The 15,788-nt window shown below is 65.8% G+C and carries 13 protein-coding genes; 6 read left to right on the plus strand and 7 right to left on the minus strand.

The genetic code is table 11. From position 1 onward, the window contains the following. Positions 1-8 precede the first annotated feature (8 nt). The 3 genes from ACZY0Q_RS10705 (at position 9) to ACZY0Q_RS10715 (ending at position 1,813) form a co-directional block, all read left to right on the plus strand. On the plus strand, positions 9-872 hold the full coding sequence (locus ACZY0Q_RS10705) for an alpha/beta fold hydrolase (protein WP_463916593.1): 864 nt from the start codon (positions 9-11) through the stop codon (positions 870-872). 20 nt (positions 873-892) lie between these two features. Then, a complete protein-coding gene (locus ACZY0Q_RS10710) occupies positions 893-1,396 on the plus strand; it encodes an N-acetyltransferase family protein (RefSeq protein ID WP_463916595.1) in 504 nt (167 codons plus the stop codon). Positions 1,397-1,477: 81 nt separating this feature from the next. Further along, positions 1,478-1,813 (plus strand): cupin domain-containing protein, encoded by a 336-nt coding sequence (locus tag ACZY0Q_RS10715; protein ID WP_056346835.1) that lies wholly within the window; start codon positions 1,478-1,480, stop codon positions 1,811-1,813. 25 nt (positions 1,814-1,838) lie between these two features. Here the strand turns inward: ACZY0Q_RS10715 and ACZY0Q_RS10720 are convergent, their stop codons facing one another. After that, positions 1,839-3,515, minus strand: a complete 1,677-nt coding sequence (locus ACZY0Q_RS10720) for an FAD-binding dehydrogenase (RefSeq protein WP_463916597.1) — start codon at positions 3,513-3,515, stop codon at positions 1,839-1,841. Between the two features lie 297 nt (positions 3,516-3,812). On the opposite strand from ACZY0Q_RS10720, the gene ACZY0Q_RS10725 reads away from it, so the two are divergent. From ACZY0Q_RS10725 to ACZY0Q_RS10735, 3 genes are read left to right on the plus strand one after another with little or no spacing between them, the layout of a single operon-like run. Beyond that, positions 3,813-4,715, plus strand: coding sequence for an ABC transporter substrate-binding protein (locus ACZY0Q_RS10725; RefSeq protein WP_463916599.1), 903 nt, complete (start codon positions 3,813-3,815; stop codon positions 4,713-4,715). 6 nt (positions 4,716-4,721) lie between these two features. Further along, entirely contained in the window at positions 4,722-5,705 is a 984-nt protein-coding gene (locus tag ACZY0Q_RS10730) for an amino acid ABC transporter permease (RefSeq protein ID WP_463916601.1), read from the plus strand. Beyond that, complete coding sequence (locus tag ACZY0Q_RS10735) at positions 5,702-6,469, plus strand: amino acid ABC transporter ATP-binding protein (protein ID WP_463916604.1); 768 nt, start codon at positions 5,702-5,704, stop codon at positions 6,467-6,469. Before ACZY0Q_RS10730 ends, ACZY0Q_RS10735 begins: the two co-directional genes overlap by 4 nt. Before the next feature lie 50 nt (positions 6,470-6,519). On the opposite strand, the gene ACZY0Q_RS10740 is transcribed toward ACZY0Q_RS10735, so the two are convergent. The 6 genes from ACZY0Q_RS10740 to ACZY0Q_RS10765 form a co-directional block, all read right to left on the minus strand. After that, on the minus strand, positions 6,520-6,738 hold the full coding sequence (locus ACZY0Q_RS10740; RefSeq protein WP_463916606.1) for a hypothetical protein: 219 nt from the start codon (positions 6,736-6,738) through the stop codon (positions 6,520-6,522). A 93-nt stretch (positions 6,739-6,831) separates the two neighbouring features. Further along, positions 6,832-8,697 (minus strand): allophanate hydrolase, encoded by a 1,866-nt coding sequence (gene atzF / locus ACZY0Q_RS10745; protein ID WP_463916608.1) that lies wholly within the window; start codon positions 8,695-8,697, stop codon positions 6,832-6,834. Next, positions 8,694-12,437, minus strand: coding sequence for an urea carboxylase (uca, locus tag ACZY0Q_RS10750; protein WP_463916610.1), 3,744 nt, complete (start codon positions 12,435-12,437; stop codon positions 8,694-8,696). Before uca ends, atzF begins: the two co-directional genes overlap by 4 nt. Then, positions 12,434-13,117 (minus strand): urea amidolyase associated protein UAAP2, encoded by a 684-nt coding sequence (locus ACZY0Q_RS10755; RefSeq protein ID WP_463916613.1) that lies wholly within the window; start codon positions 13,115-13,117, stop codon positions 12,434-12,436. The genes uca and ACZY0Q_RS10755 overlap by 4 nt, the downstream gene beginning before the upstream one ends. Further along, on the minus strand, positions 13,114-13,989 hold the full coding sequence (locus tag ACZY0Q_RS10760; RefSeq protein WP_463916616.1) for an urea amidolyase associated protein UAAP1: 876 nt from the start codon (positions 13,987-13,989) through the stop codon (positions 13,114-13,116). The genes ACZY0Q_RS10755 and ACZY0Q_RS10760 overlap by 4 nt, the downstream gene beginning before the upstream one ends. A gap of 82 nt (positions 13,990-14,071) precedes the next feature. Then, on the minus strand, positions 14,072-15,589 hold the full coding sequence (locus tag ACZY0Q_RS10765) for an amino acid permease (RefSeq protein WP_463916618.1): 1,518 nt from the start codon (positions 15,587-15,589) through the stop codon (positions 14,072-14,074). Positions 15,590-15,788 lie beyond the last annotated feature (199 nt).

The raw sequence follows: 15,788 nt of genomic DNA on the forward strand, positions 1-15,788 counted from the left end.
AGAATCCCATGGACGCAGACACAGTTGACGCAGTTCTCCATGACGGCTCAACCATCCCCGTCAGCATCCAAGGAGACGGACCCGCCGTCCTCCTTCCGGTCAGCCTGGCGCTGCACACGACGGCGGAGGCGGAGACACTGCGCCAATGGGGAGGGGATCCGGACCTGGGACCAAACCTCATCAACGGGCTGGCACCAACCAACCAGGTCATAGCGGCCGACTACGAGGCACACCGGATGGCCCACCCGGCGCCGCAGACGCTCACCCCGGGGAACATCGCGAAGGATCTGCTGGCAATTTCCGATGCCGCCGGCGTCGACCGTTTTGCCTACTACGGCTACTCCTGGCTGGCGCTGAGCGGCCTGCAGCTCGCACTCCGTACCGACCGTCTGCGGGCGCTCGCCATGGGCGGCTTCCCGCCGCTCGAAGGTCCATACCGGAGCATGCTGGCAGTCACTCGGGCCGCGCATGCCATGTCCGTGCAGACGGCCGGCGAACCCGCCGGCCCGGTGCCTGCGCCGGAGCCGGGCGACTGGGATTCGGTGGCGGTCCAGACCACCGAGGCGCAGACACAGCAGTTCGTCACCCTGTATGAAGCCTTGCAGGACTTTGACGATTCCTCTGCAGTGCTCCCGGCGGACTTGGCCAAACTCGCGTTCGCAGGCGCCGAGGACCAGATCGATTACAAGCCGGTCTGGGGCGGCGTGCAGGTGTCCATCGGGGAGACTTTGGCGAGGCATCAGGCCATCCTGACCAGAGCCGGGTGGGACGTCCGCGTCCTGCCGGGCCTGGATCATATGGGCGCGATGCACAGCGCCGTGGCTCTGCCCATCCTGGCCGGCTGGCTGCAGAATACGGGCTGGGCCAAGTAGTAGGTGGCTACGCTGGGGCCATGGACTTTCTTATCCGGCAGGCCACCCCCGAGGACGCTGAAGCCGTGGTGCAGATGCACACCCTGGCCCACGAGGAGACGTACGGGGACCGGCTGTCAGCGGAGTTCTTCCGCGCCCGGCGGGCCAGCATTCCCGAACGGGTGGAACGTCGTCGACCATATCTGGCCAGCAGCGACCCTCGGATCATCGCCGTGGACGCCAATAACGAGGTGGTGGGTCTCGCCGACTCGGGTCCACGCCGGGATGAAGACGGCCCGGAGGCGCTGGAACTGTATTCGCTGTACGCGCTCCGGCGGACGCACGGCAGCGGGCTGGGGGCCGCGTTGCTGAAGGCGGCAATCGGCGAAAGCCCGGCCTATCTCTGGGTGCTGGAGACCAATCCCCGGGCGCTCGCCTTCTACTTCAAACACGGCTTTCGGCCCGACGGCGGGCGCGGGCAGCTGCCACCCGAGTGGGAAGAACTACCCGAGATCCGCATGGTCCGTTCGGCGCAGGGCGGGTAGTGACCATGCCTGCAGGGTCGTTGCCGGATAAGGGTTGCCAGCCCCCTCGGCAACGCCGGCAATCGTCGGTACGGTTGCGTCATGCAGAAAATATCGATTGAGGCTTTGGCCCGTCAGCAGATCGCTGCCGCTGTTGCGGCACCCAGCGGGCGGGCAGCCGACACCGCGTTCGGCGGCCATGAGAAGAAACTGCGCCAGACCGTCATGGCCTTCCGTGCCGGCACGCAGCTCAGCGAGCACCAGAACCCCGGCGAGGCCACGGTCTACGTGCTGAAGGGATCGGTCTGGCTGCGGGCTGGCGGGGAGTCGTGGCAGGGCAAGGCCGGCGATCTGCTGATCGTGCCGGACGGGCTGCACAGCCTGGAAGCGGAAGAGGACTCGGCGGTGCTGTTCACGGTGGTCAAGACCGACCGGTAGCTCCTTTGATCTTTCCTGCGGGCGGCTAGAGCAGGCGTGCGAGGGAGCGGCCCACGGTGCGGCCGGTGAACAGGCATCCGCCCAGGAAGGTGCCTTCGAGCGCGTTGTAGCCGTGGGCGCCGCCGCCGCCGAATCCGGCGGCCTCGCCGGCGGCGTAGAGGCCGGGGATGCGGGACCCGTCCTTGCTGAAGGCTTGCCCGGTGAGGTCGGTCTGGATGCCGCCGAGGGTTTTGCGGGTGACGATGTGGAGCCGTACGGCGATCAGCGGGCCGGCCGTTGGGTCCAGGATCCGGTGCGGTTTCACGGTGCGGAACAGCCGGTCGCCCAGGAAGCGGCGGCTGTTGTGGATGCCGATGACCTGCGCATCCTTGGAGTACGGGTTCTGGATTTCCGCGTCCCGTTCGGCAATCTGCCGCTCAACCAGCCGGTAATCGAGCAGCGCTTCGCCGGTGAGGCCGTTCATCCCGCTGACCAGGCTGGCCAGATTGTCGGCGACGACGAAGTCGGCACCGTGGTCCTTGAAGGCTTCGATGGGTGCCCCCGCGCCGCGGCCAAGGCGGGTCCGGAGCAACAGCTTGAGGTCCCGGTTGGTGATATCGGGGTTTTGCTCGGATCCGGAAAGGGCGAACTCTTTTTCGATGATTTTCTGGGTGAGGATGAACCAGGAGTGATCGTACTGCTGGATGTCCGGGGTGGTGCGCAGCAGCCTGAGGGTGCCCAGGGTGTCGTAGCCGGGCAGTCCCGGTGCGGGAAGCCGGCGGCCCAGGGCGTCGAACCACATCGACGACGGCCCGGGCAGGATCCGGATGGCGTGGTCCGGCCAGATGGGGTTCCAGTTCTGGATGCCCTCGGTGTAATGCCACATGCGGTCGCGGTTAACCAGCCGGACGCCGGCCAGGTCCGCGATGCCCAGCATGCGGCCATCCACGTGCTTCGGGACGCCGGTGATCATCTTCCGTGGCGGGGTGCCCAGGCGGTCCGGCCACCACCGGCGCACCTCTTCGTGGTTCCCGCCAATCCCGCCGGTGGCGATGACCACAGCGTCGGCATGCAGCTCAAATTCGCCGATCTTGTCGCGGTTCGAGGCCGCGCCGCGCGGCGCCGGATCGGGTGCCAGCACGGTCCCGTGCACTCCGGTGACTGTCCCGCCGTCGAACATTAGTCCGTCCACCTGGTGACGGAAGTGAAACCTGACCTGACCCGCCTCTGACGCCGCCCGGGCCTTGTCCGCGAACGGTTCGGAGATTCCGGTACCCGTTCCCCAGGGGACGTGGAAGCGCGGGACGGAGTTGCCGTGACCGCCGGCCCGGCCATCGCCGCGTTCAGCCCAGCCGACGAGCGGGGTGAATTTCACGCCTTGCTCCCGCAGCCACGACCGTTTCTCCCCGGCCGCGAACTCGACGTACGCGCGTCCCCACCGATGGGCCCATTCATCGTCCGGATGGTCACCGTCGAGCCGGTCCCATTGGGCCGAGCCTTGCCAGTCCTGCCAGGCCAGATCGAAGGAATCCTTCACGCCGAGCCGGCGCTGCATGGGGGTGTCCACCAGGAAGAGGCCGCCGAGGGACCAGAACGCCTGGCCGCCAAGGTTGGCGGCGTTCTCCTGGTCAAGAATGGCCACCCGCTTGCCTGCCCTGACCAGTTCATTGCTGGCCACAAGCCCGGCCAGGCCGCCGCCGACGATGATGACGTCCGCATCCATCCGGTACCTGCGATTCGTTTGTCGCTGACAACTGAGGGTCAGCTCAAACCTACATCAGAGGCCAGCCGTGTCTCCGGCCTTTTCTCCAACGAATTGCGCCTACTATGGCGCTGGTAGGCGCATCCACTATCTCCGAGTTGAAGGCCAGAGGCCCGGAAGCTACCCGTGACTTACGGAATGCGGTCCGATTTATGGGTGCGGAGTCGCCCCCACTGAACTCCTCGCTGATTTTGTATCCAGGGGAATCGCACAATTTTCGCGGTGCCGGACCTTCATCTTCAACTACCTAAGGATCCAATGCGCAACCGCTATTTAATCCCAGCCCTGACCGCGGCAACAGCACTTATGCTTTCGGGCTGCGTGGACAACAGCGCCCCGGCAGCAGCGGATAAAGCGTCTTCCTCCGCAGACACTGCCGTTCAAAAGAATGAGGAACTTGCGGCTTTGCTGCCCGAGAAGATGAAATCCGCGGGCGTCCTGAATGTGGGCATGGCCAACAATTACCCGCCCAACGAATTCAAGGACGGCAACGGCGCCCCGGCCGGCTGGTCGGTGGACCTCACGAATGCGCTGGGCGCCTCGCTCGGGCTGAAGGTCAACTTTGATATCGGCACCTTCGACAACATCCTTCCGTCCGTCAAGGCGGGCAAGGACGACATGGGCATGTCGTCGTTCACCGACACGCTGGAGCGCGAAAAGCAGGTCGATTTTGTGAACTACTACTCAGCGGGCATCCAGTGGGCGGCACCGAAAGGCAGGACCGTGGACCCGGACAACGCCTGCGGACTCAAGGTTGCCGTCCAGGCCACCACCTATGAGGACACTCACGAGGTACCGGCCAAGTCCAAGGCGTGCACGGACGCGGGCAAACCCGCCATCGAGATCTTCAAGTACGACGCGCAGGACCAGGCAACCAACGCCCTGGTGGTGGGCCAGGTGGACGCCATGAGTGCGGACTCGCCGGTGACCCTGTACGCAATCTCGCAGACGAAGGAAAAGCTGCAGACCGCCGGAGATGCCTTCGAAGTGGCACCCTACGGAATCCCGGTGGACAAGGGAAGCGCGTTCACCCCGGTCCTGCAGAAGGCACTGCAGGCCCTGATCGACGACGGTACCTACAACAGGATCCTCTCCAAATGGGGCGTCGAAAGCGGCGGCGTGAAGACGGCGGCGCTCAACGTGGCGTCGTCGGCCAAGTAACCAGCCATGACTCTTCCCAAACACGCCGCCGTGGCGCGGCCCGACCCCGCAACCGGCGGAAGTGACGCGCAGGGGGACGCCATTGTGGCGGTTCCCCTGCGCCACCCCTGGCGGATCTCGATCGCCGTGGTGCTGGTGTTCCTGCTGGCGCTGTTCGTCGTGGATGCTTCGCAGCGGCCCGACTACGGCTGGGCGGAAGTGGGCAAATATATCTTCGACCGCCGGATCAGCCAGGCGGCCTGGGTGACCCTGACGCTCACCATCTACGCCATGATCGGCGCCATCGTCCTGGGGCTGCTCCTGGCTATCATGCGTCTCTCGCCGAACCCTGTGGTCAAGAGCATCGCCTGGCTGTACCTGTGGATCTTCCGTGGGACCCCGGTCTACGTCCAGTTGGTGTTCTGGGGCATCGTGGCGCTCATCTACCCCGTGTTCACCATCGGGATCCCGTTCATGACGCCGTGGATCACCATTCCCAACGACGTGTTCACCAACCTGTACATCACCGCGGTGATCGGTCTGGCGCTCAATGAGGCCGCCTACATGTCCGAGATTGTCCGCGCGGGGCTCCTCTCCGTTGACGAAGGCCAGGAGGAGGCATCGACGGCGCTCGCCATGTCGTGGGGCCAGACCATGCGTTACGTGGTGGTTCCGCAGGCCATGAAGATCATCATTCCGCCCACCGGCAATGAGGTGATCTCTATGCTCAAAACCACATCACTCGTGGCGGCCATTCCCCTGAGCATTGACCTCTACGGGGTGTCCCGCGGCATCTCCGCGGTGACCTTCACCCCGGTGCCGCTGCTCATTGTGGCATCGATCTGGTACCTCCTGTTCACGTCCGTCCTGATGGTGGGGCAGCACTTCATCGAGAAGCGCTTCTCCCGCGGTACGGGACGGCGGCAGGCGGGACCGGCGTCGGAAACTGATCCAGCGGTGGCGGCAATAGCCGCAGCGCCGCTGGGCAATGATTTGGGAGCCAAGGGATGAACGCTACTCCGATGGTGACCGCAGACCGGATCTCCAAGAGCTTCGGTTCCAACAACGTGCTGCGCAGCATGAGCCTGGAAGTCCAGGCCGGTGAGGTGCTGTGCATCGTGGGCCCCAGCGGCTCCGGCAAGTCCACGTTCCTGCGCTGTATCAACCACCTGGAAAAGATCGACGCCGGCCGCCTCTTCGTGGAGGGGCAGCTGGTGGGTTACCGGCAAAAGGGCGACAAGCTCCATGAGCTCAAACCCAAGGAAGCAGCGCTCCAGCGCCGTGACATCGGCATGGTGTTCCAGCGGTTCAACCTGTTTCCGCATATGACCGCGCTGGAGAACATCATCCAGGCGCCCATGCGGGTCAAACGCATTCCGAAGGCCAAAGCCATCCTGCGCGCCAGGGAGCTGATGGAGCGCGTCGGGCTGGGGGACAAAGCGGACCACTACCCGGCGCATCTGTCCGGCGGTCAGCAGCAGCGCGTGGCCATCGCCCGGGCGCTGGCCATGGATCCCAAGCTGATGCTCTTCGACGAGCCCACCAGTGCCCTGGATCCGGAGCTGGTGGGTGAGGTCCTGGACGTGATGAAGGAACTGGCCACAAGCGGCATGACCATGATCGTGGTGACTCACGAGATGGGATTTGCCCGCGAGGTGGCGGACTCCATCGCCTTTATGGACGGCGGTGTGGTGGTCGAGTCGGGCCCGCCCCGCGAGCTGCTGGGCAATCCCCGGCAGGACCGGACCAAGGCGTTCCTCTCAAAGGTGCTGTAGGGCAGCGGCGTCCAAGAGCGTCTGGAATGCAAATCTCCATATCGGAGCAATCAGACGGAGCCGGACGAACCGGCGTCCGGAGACTGAATCACTCCGCCCTCTAATTGGGCATTGTCCGGTATCGCGTATGCGGCGTCACCGGGGAGCAGCCACCAATATTGGCGCTCCGCATCGCCCGCCGCGGTGGTTGGACGATTCACCGGACGACTAAGGAAAGACCTGAAACAAATTTTTGGCCACCAGCTGGTTATCTTCTTCTGATCGTTCATTCCACTCCTGTCAGAGCCGGGGAATCTGAATATGGGTTTGTGATCTGTGGGCTGGCCTCAAGGGTTCCTGTGATCCGAGGATTGCAGCCACTGCTACCCGCACGTGGTGTTTGACTGACGACCCCGGGTGAACCCGGTCAGGAGCGAGTCCCGGAGGCTTTCGCGAGCGTCTTGGCGTGGGACCTCCAATCCGGTCGCATGGGCCGCCATTGCCGTGATCCAGTCACCGTGGCTTGTAATGTCCCGGCCAGTGGCGGCCGCCACGGCGTCGCAAGCGAAGCCGACAGCGCGAGTACCGTCTGCCAGACGAACGGAACCCAGGAGCATTGGCTCGGGCAGCGCGGCCAGGAACCGTCCCAGCGCCGCTTCCGGCACCAGCCAGCGCTCTGCCACGAGCTCCGCCCCGTTCTCTGACCGGTACACCCCGGGTTTCGGTGGCTGGGTGTCCAGTGCGACCATGCGGTAGCAGGCCGCCGTACGCATATCCCCGTCCCAGGCGGCACCTAAGGTTTCGAGTTCGTGGGACAGGGGCTGCCCTCGTCGATGTGCCCCAACCACGACGAGCGGCTCAGCGGAAGCGCCCGCCCGCACCGGCCATGGTTTCCGGGGGCCGGCCGGGGGCGCCTGGACGGCTCCGGCCGCGAACAGGGCCGGCGGGGCAGGCGTTGTTTCGATTCTGCGGGCGATGTCAGCGGCAACCGCATCCTCGAACGTTCGCCCGACAACGGTGAGCCCGAACTGGAAGCCGTCCAATTCCCCGGCCGGTATGGCGACAGCGCACAGGTCGAAGAGATTGCAGAAGTTGGTGTACGTCCCCATCTTCGAGTTCACTCCGACAGGGTCGCGGGCGACGTCCGAGAGGCTCGGGTGGAAAGGCGCTGTGGGGACGATCAGTGCGTCGAAGCCCCGCAAATGCGCCATTGCCTGGCTCTTGAGATCGTTGAGCCGGCCGGTGTCCGAAACGTACCGGTGGGCAGGGACCTCGCCAGCTCTGAGGACAATTCCGGCCACGGTGGGATCCAACCCGTCAGAATTGCCGGAGTCCGCGGTAGCGGAGGCAACAAAAGCTCCGACGGCGGCATAGCGTTCCGCCACCAGACCGCCGTCATACAGCAGGCGCGCGGCCTCAAGGAAGTCGTCGAACTCGATGGGCTCCGCATCAACTCCCGAAGCGCGAAGCCTGGCAATCTGGCGGCCGAATTCATCAGCCCAATCTTGCGGAAGTTCCGGCAAGGCCGATGGATAGGCAACTCGTGGCCGGGCCGGTGCGGCAAGCTTGGCGTCCGACGGCCAGGTTCGTGCGTTCCCCGCCATGATTCCCATGGCCAGTTCGGCTGTCGCCAGGTCCCGGGCGAACACGGTGACGGCGTCCCACGAGCGGCACGCCGGAACTACTCCGGCGGTGGAAACCACGTTGAGTGTGGCCTTGATGCCCACAATCCCCTGAAGTCCGGCGGGTACCCGGCCCGAGCCGGCGGTGTCCGTGCCGATCGCAACATCGGCGAGCCCCAGGGCCACTGCGACGGCGGAGCCTGAACTGGAACCACCGGAAATATGGTCGGGTCGGCGGGAATCGCGGACGGCTCCGTGCGGGCTTCGCGTCCCAACCAGCCCGGTGGCGAACTGGTCCAGATTGGTGGCGCCGAGAACCACGGCCCCGGCCGCCCGCAGCCGGGCTACGGCCTCGGCATCCTGCTCCGGCATGTAGGCGAACCCGGGACACGCCGCCGTAGTGCTGATCCCCGCCACGTCAACGTTGTTCTTCACAGCAAGGAGCATTCCTGCCAGAGGGAGGTCGGCGCCGGCGGCCACTGCAGTGTCAATACGTCCGGCCTCGGCTAGGAGTTGATCCGCCGGGCGCAGGGCAATCCAGATTTCCGGCCTGTCGACGGCGTCGATGGCGGCCAGTGCTGCTCTCACACGCTCGGTGGCGCATCGGCTTGCGAGTACGGTGCTCATGCTGCAGCCTCTTCCAGTTCGTCGCTATCCACATCGGAGTGCCCGGTTGCGTTCTGGACCGCCGGCGGTGCAATGACCACGAGGGCCTCGCCTTGCACCACCTGGGAACCTGCCACAGGCAGTACCTGCTGGACCACGCCGTCGCACGGGGCAACCAGCACCGTTTCCATTTTCATGGCCTCCAGCGAAACCAGCGGCTGGTCTTTGGCGACCCGGTCACCGGGAGCCACGTCCACCTTCCACACGCTCGCGGCGAAAGGTGCGGCAACCAGCGTTCCTCCCTCGGGAACCTCCAGCTCTTCGGCGATCGGAACAACGGCGGCTGCTGCGTCGGCGCGGTCAAACTCACCGGCGTCGGCCCACGCTTGCCGTTCGACGGCGAACGCTGCCGCCTGCTTCGCGCGGAACACCTCGATCGAGTCGCTGTTCCGGGCAAGGAAGTCCTCATGGTCCGCCAAGGAGAATGTGCCCTCCTCGATCTCAACGCCGCGGCCCCGGCCCGCGGCCATGTCGGCCCGCAGGTCCAACAGTTCTTCGGGGCTGACCGGGTACCAGGAGATGCGGTCAAAGAACCGCAGCAGCCAGGGCGAACCGGACTCGAACGGCGCGTAATCGGCGTAACGGGACCACACTTGGGTGGTACGGCCCACGAACTGGTATCCACCGGGGCCTTCCATCCCGTAAATGCACATATACGCACCGCCGATTCCCACGGCATTTTCCGGTGTCCAGGTCCGGGCGGGGTTGTACTTGGTGGTCACCAGGCGGTGGCGGGGGTCCAGCGGTGTAGCTACCGGGGCGCCAAGGTAGACATCGCCTAGGCCGAGGACCAGGTATTCGGCGTTGAAGACCGTGTCAAAGACCTCGTTCACAGAGTCCAGGCCGTTGATGCGCCTGATGAATTCGATATTCCACGGGCACCAGGGAGCGTCATCCCGGACACCTGCCATATAGCGCTGGATGGCTTCCCGCGTGGCCGGGTCATCCCAGGACAGCGGAAGACGGACGGTGCGGCTGGGCACCACCAGCTCTGAACTCGCAGGCAGGGCAGCCTCGACTTCCTGCACCAGGCCCAAGAGCTTCGGGGTCGGAAGCACCGAAGGGTCGACCTTGATCTGCAGGGAACGGATGCCGGGGGTGAGGTCAACGATCCCGGGCAAGCGGAGTGCTTCAATGTGCTGGTGCAGGGCATGTACACGGGCCCTCAGGCTCAGGTCAAGGACCATGTCGCCATATTCGACCAGCAGGTTGTCGTCCCCCGAGCGGCGATACGTGACTGCTGGCCGGCCCGGGGCTTGGGGCACCCTTCCCAGCACGCCGTCGTCGCCGTCTCCTCGACGGAGACCGGGGGCTGAGACCGCCCCGGGTGCCCAGTCGTGATCGCCGGGCAGCACCAACTGCCGGGCGGGACCCAGATCCTTGGTCGACGGCGCCCGGCTGGCTTCCACGGGCACGAACCGCACAGTATCACCGGGACGTAGCTGGCCCAGCTTCCAACGGTCGGCGCTCACCACGGTGACCGGGCAGACGAAGCCGCCCAGGCTGGGACCGTCCGGACCCAGCAGAATTGGGGTGTCTCCGGTGAAATCCAGGGCTCCCACGGAATAGGCGGTGTCGTGGATGTTTGAGGGGTGCAACCCGGCTTCGCCGCCATCTTCCCGCGCCCATCGGGGCTTAGGGCCGATCAGGCGCACACCGGTCCGGGCAGAGTTGAAGTGCACCTCATAGCTGGCCGAATACAGGTCCTCGATGTCCTCGCGCTGGAAGAACTCCGGCGCGCCATGCGGTCCTTCGACTACCGTCAATTCCCATTCGGATGTCAGCGCAGGCCGGCTGTCCAAGGGGACTCTGGCGGCCAGTCCCGACGCGCCAAGAGCAACGGCCGGGGCGTCCTCGGCATCGACTGTCGCTGCCCTCAGGACATCGCCGGCGCGAAGTACACGCCCGCCGTGGCCGCCGAACTGGCCCAGGGTGAACGTTGAGGCGCTGCCGAGATACTGGGGCACGTCAAGCCCGCCCTGGAACAGGATGTATCCGCGGAGGCCAGATCCTTCGGCGGTGCCGATGTCGAGCGTGCCTCCAGCGGGCACCGTCACTGGTTCCCAAGCGGAAATCTCGGTAGCGTCCACGGTAACCACCACGTCCGCGCCGGTGACGCACACGGTGGTGCTGTGGCTGAAGCGCAGGCTGGGGCCGGTCATGGTGAACTCAAGCCCGGGCGCGCCCTCCGCGTTGCCCAGCGCCCGGTTGCCGAGCCGGAAAGAGAGGTCGTCCATAGGACCGCTGGGCGGGACACCGACCTGCCACAGGCCCACCCGTCCGGGCCAGTCCTGGACCGAAGTCTGCAGCCCGGGCCGCTCCACGGTGATCCGGGGTTCCGGGTCACCCAGCTCATCCAGGGTTCCGGTGAAATGTTCCGCGCTCCGGACCGCGTCCAGTCCGGTTACTGCGCGGAGCATTCCGAGGTTGGTTTCGATGCCGTCGATCCGGGTGTTCTTCAGCGCATCACCGAGCCTGTCGAAGGCCTGGTGCCGGTCGGCGCCTGTGGTGATGATCTTGGCAAGGAGGGGGTCGTAGTTGGTGGATACCTCACTGCCGGTTTCCACCCATGCGTCCACGCGCACGCCGTCGGCTGCGGGGTAGACGGCGTTTGTCACGGTCCCTGAACTGGGCTGGAAGTTGCGGGCCGGATCTTCGGCATAAAGGCGGGCTTCCACGGCGTAGCCGGTCACGGGAATGCTGTCCGGCCGGCCGGCCAGCACCGAGTTTGCTTCGGTGCCGCCTTGGGCAAGGCGGAGCATCCACTCGACCAGGTCCACACCCGTAATGGCTTCGGTGACGGGATGCTCCACCTGAAGCCGGGCGTTGACTTCGAGGAACGAGGCCTGCTCGCGGACCGGGTCATAGACGAATTCCACGGTCCCGGCCGAGCGATAGTCCAGAGACGCACAGAGCGCCCGCGAACTGCGGTGCAGTTCGTCGCGGACGGATTCGGGAAGGTCCGGGGCGGGTGCCTCTTCCACGACTTTCTGGTGCCGGCGCTGGAGCGAGCAGTCCCTGTCCCCGAGGCTCACCACCCTGCCTTCGCCGTCGCCGAAGATCTGCACTTCCACGTGCCGTGCCTGCTCGACGTACCGCTCGGCGAAGATGCCGGCCGTGCTGAAGCTTGCATCCGCCAGCCGCGCGACGCGGGGGTAGCTCTCGGTGAGTTCATCCTCGGTGCGGCAGACGGTCATCCCGATTCCGCCGCCGCCGCCGGTGGCCTTGAGCATCAGCGGGTAGCCGATCTCCCGGGCTGCCAGTACGGCCTCGTCCACGCCGGCGAGGAGGCCGGAGCCGGCGATCATCGGGACGCCGGCAGCGCGGGCGGCATCCCGTGCTGTGTGCTTGGTGCCGAAGATTCTGAGCTGCTCCGGGGTGGGACCGACGAAGACCAGCCCGGCTGCCTCGACTGCCTCGGCGAAGCCGGCATCCTCGGAGAGGAAGCCGTAGCCGGGGTGGATGGCTCCGGCCCCGGTTGCCGCAGCGGCCGACAGCAGCGCCTCGACGCGCAGGTACGATTCCTTGGCCGGTGCCGGACCCAAGAGCACGGCGTCATCGGCGAGCCGGACGTGGCGGGCGCCGCGGTCCGCTTCGGAGTACACGGCCACCGTGCGCAAGCCAATCTTCCGCGCGGATTCGATGATGCGGCACGCGATTTCCCCGCGGTTGGCAATGAGCAGGGTGTCGAAGCGGTTCACAGGGCAGCCTCCGGCCGGGTGACGATCATACGGACGGGGGTGGGGTTGAAGCCGTTGCACGGGTTGTTGATCTGCGGGCAGTTAGAGACCAGAACCAGCGTGTCGATGTCCGCACGAAGGGCCACGCGTTTGCCCGGGGCGGAGAGGCCGTCCACGATGCCGAGGGCACCGTCCGGGTCAACCGGGACATTCATGAACCAGTTAATGTTCGAGACGAGGTCGCGCTTGTCCAACCCCCAGCGGGAACCCTCGATCAGGAAGTTCTCGACGCAGGCGTGCTGCTCGCGGGTGTGCTGGCCGTAGCGGAGGGTGTTGGATTCCTGAGAGCAGGCGCCGCCGATGGTGTCGTGGACGCCGACTTCGTCAGCCATAACCGTCATCAGCGGGGCGCCGGTATCGGAGCGAAGCACGGAGCCCGTGGTCAGCACGATGGAGCGCTGCGCGGCGATGGTGACGGCGGCTGAGTACCTCACCGACGTGTCCTCGGCGGCGTACAGCAGGCAGTCCACTGCCTGGTTGCCTTCCAGGTCCACAATGGTCAGGACGTCGCCGGCTGCAATGACGGCGGACCAGGGCCCCCGCGCTTCCACGTATTCGTCGAGGACGACGGAGCCGGCCACGAGCGCTGTCCGGCTAACGGTTGCGTTGACGGGGGCCAGGGTTTCGGTGGCGGTGTTCATCGGGCGTTCCTTGCCGTGAGGTCGTGGTCGGTGTTGTTCAGGGCCTGGCGGTGTTCGGGCATGAGCGGCCCAACGAGATGGCCCGCGGCGAGCAGTTCCAGGTCTTCGGGGGCGTGCCAGGCGAGGACGTCCACGGCGGTTCCGGTAAAAGCGGGCCTCGGGTCAAGTGGATGGGCCGTGTTGGCCAGGAGCAGTACCGCGTCCATCTGCAGCAGGATGTCGACGGCCGCCCCGGGACCGGCACCTCCTGTGAACCGGAGGCCGCCGTCCGGATCCACCCGGATCCCCTTGAACAGCGAGATTGATGGCGCCACGTCGCGTACGCCCAGCCCCTGCTTCAGCGCACCAAGGGTGAGCAGTTCGCGCCCGGCCGGCGCGCTGCTGTGGGCGGTTCCGGCTCCGTAGCGGGTGGTGTTTCCGACGAGGGTGGTGGCACCTGTCAGGGCATCGTGGCTGGCGGAGGTGTCAGCCACGATGGTGGCCATCAGCCGGCCTGCGTCGGAGAGAAGAGGGTGTCCTGCGGTGGGGTACGCCTGCCACGGAACCTTGACGGTGTCTGCGACGTTGAGCCGCTCGTGCAGGGCCGCGGTCCGGTAGAGCAGGACATGGACGCAGGCATCGCCCTCGGTGTCTGTGAGCCGGATCCGGGACCCGCGGGCCAGCGTCAGCGCGGTGTAGCGACCAAAGGCCACGGACTCTGCCCAGCTCAGATGCTCCTTGGCACTGTCCGGCAGGTCGGCGGTGAGCCGCTCCGGGGCGGAAGTGGCCGGGATGTACCGCATGGTGTCCGCGGCGCTTCCGTGCTGTTCCCGCGCGTGGGCGCGGGCTCCGGCGGTGGTGGCGGTGGCTGGTGCTTCAGTGGTCAATGTCATGTCAATCCTGGGGGTGTTGGCGTGGCCGGGGGTGGTGTAAAAATCCGATGTTGCAAGCGCGCGTTGCAGTCCTGCTGTGTGGTCAGGCTTCCGAGAGTGCGGCCGACCGGGCGCTGGAGCGTCGGACCCACACGCCGAGGAGCAGCACGACGCCCACCATCAGCGGAGCCGAGTAGAGGAGGATGCCGTTTTCTCCGGAGGGGTCATAGACCTCAGGTCGTGGCCAGGCGAGGTTGACTACCATCACTGCCCCGTACAGCACCGCGAGGATATTGATCGGCAGACCCCACCGCCCCAGCGAAAACAACCCCTCCGGCATGGTCTCGCCGACCCGGTCCCAGTCGCCGCGGAGGCGGTTGAGGAGCTGCGGCACGGTGACCAGGAGGTAGGCCAGATAGACCATCACGATGCAAACGCTGCTGAGCGTGGTGAACAGCGCCGCATTGCCTACATTGATCGCCAGAACGCCGACTGCCAGTGCGCCGATGGCAATGGAGGGCCACATCGGCGTGCCGCGCGTAGGATGGACGGCCGAAAGCAGTGCCGAGCCGGGAAGCTTGCCGTCTCGGGCCATGGAGAACACCAGCCGCGAGCCGGCCGTCTGAATGGCCAACGTGCAGACGAAGATAGCCACGGCCACGTCGACCAGGAGCACCTTGCCCCAGAAGGTCCCGAGGACGGCAGTTAACACGTAGGGAAGGCCTTCGGTGGCGAGCCGGCCGTCGTCGAGGCTGGGAGCTGCCATCAGCGCGGTGATGATCATCAGCGCCCCGCCGATGCCGGAGATGATAAGGGCCGAGAGGATGGTGCGGGGTGCGGTCCGGCGAGGGTCCTTTGTCTCTTCGGAGAGTTCCCCGGCCGAGTTGAAGCCCACCATGACATAGGCGGCCATCAGGCCCGAAACCATGAACGCGCCGACGGCGCCAAGATCGGAGCCCTGCAGGACGACGGTGTCCAGCACGACGTCCGGTCCGCGCTGGGCGGCCGTGATGAGGGCGAGGACCACCGCTATGACGCCGACGATCTCGCACGTCACACCGACGGAGTTCACGTGGGCCATCAGCCTGACTCCCATGGAGTTGATCACCGTGGTGACCACCAGCAGAATGGCGCCCAGGACCACGGCGTTCGCGGCACCCGAGACAGTGTTCAGTGCGGCGTCGCCACCAACCAGCTGAAAGCCGCCCCAGAGCTGGGGGAGAACCACCTGCAGGGCAATGGCCGCAGCGGCAGCAGTGACAACCTGAGCCAGCGCCATGAACCAGCCGGCAAACCAGCCAACGGTTTCGCCGCCCACACGCCGCGCCCACTGATACACGGCGCCGGAGAGCGGGTAGCGGGCGGCAAGCTCTGCAAAGTTCAGGGCTACAAGAAGCTGGCCGAGCAGGACCACGGGCCAGGTCCAGAAAAAGGCCGGTCCGGCAAAGGAGTAGCCGAACGCGAAGAGCTGGAAGATGGTGGTCAGGATGGAAACGAAGGAGAAGCCTGCCGCGAATGATGCATAGCGGCCGAGCTTGCGGTGCAGGGACGGCTCGTAGCCAAGAGACGTAAGGTCTGCATCATCGGCCTGCGCGGACCTGGGAAGAACAGTGGATGTCATCGGGATCTCCGGGGCTGGGACGGCGTTGGGACAAAGCCTTCCGGCACAAGCAGCGCTGTGGTGCCGGCGCTGCGGAATACCGGTCAATTGATAGTTTTACAGGCCGAGATCCCGAACTCGTTTCCCCGTTGTAAAGAGTTGATTGACGGTTCATTTCCACCGTATTTCGGGCTCCTCACCACCCTTGAGGCGGCAGTAG

This window comes from Pseudarthrobacter lactosi, assembly GCF_055412785.1.